Below are 576 nucleotides of genomic sequence, written 5' to 3'. Positions count from 1 at the left end.
GTCTCGTGGGCTCGGTGAACGGGGCGGTGCTCCAGTTGAGGATCTCCACCTTGTCGGTCACCGTCAGCGGCGCCTGGTAGAAGCCGTCGGGGGCGGCGTACTCGGCGCCCATGAGCTCGGGCTCGAAGGACAGCTTGCGGCGCGGGCGGAGGTGGAGCGACTTGTGCTCCACGTCCTTCGGCGGCCACTGGGCGCCGGTGACGGTCTCGCGCGAGCCCTCGACGTGGACGGTGACGGCGGGCTCGTCCATGATCCCGTTGTCGATGCCCTTGAGCCAGTACTCGTACCAGCGGAACATCTTGTCGTGCTCCTCGATGAAGGGGCGCGACTGCATCGGCGGGTAGGGGCCGATGTCGAGCTTCTTCGGACCCTTCAGCGCCTTGTACACCTCGATGGTGCCGTCCATCGTCCAGCCGCGGCCCTGGTCGATCTGGAGCCAGACCGGGATGTCGATCCGGGGCGCGAGCGTGATGGGGTTGCGCTCCTCGTACCACTCGCCGTCGACCTCGTTCATCACGATGTCGAACCAGGCCTCGTGGTTCTTCGGGTAGTTCAGCACATGGACCAGGTTGGGCC

Annotated in this window: 1 pseudogene; it reads right to left on the bottom strand. The window is 66.5% G+C overall.

Annotation, left to right across the window (positions count from 1 at the left end):
• A pseudogene (locus J0695_RS41880) lies at positions 1–576 on the bottom strand (CocE/NonD family hydrolase); the annotation flags it as partial.

Origin of the sequence: Streptomyces beijiangensis, assembly GCF_017315755.1 — a bacterium.
In the GTDB taxonomy this organism is placed as follows: Bacteria; Actinomycetota; Actinomycetes; order Streptomycetales; family Streptomycetaceae; genus Streptomyces; species Streptomyces beijiangensis.
This window is presented reverse-complemented; position numbering and strand designations above follow the sequence as displayed.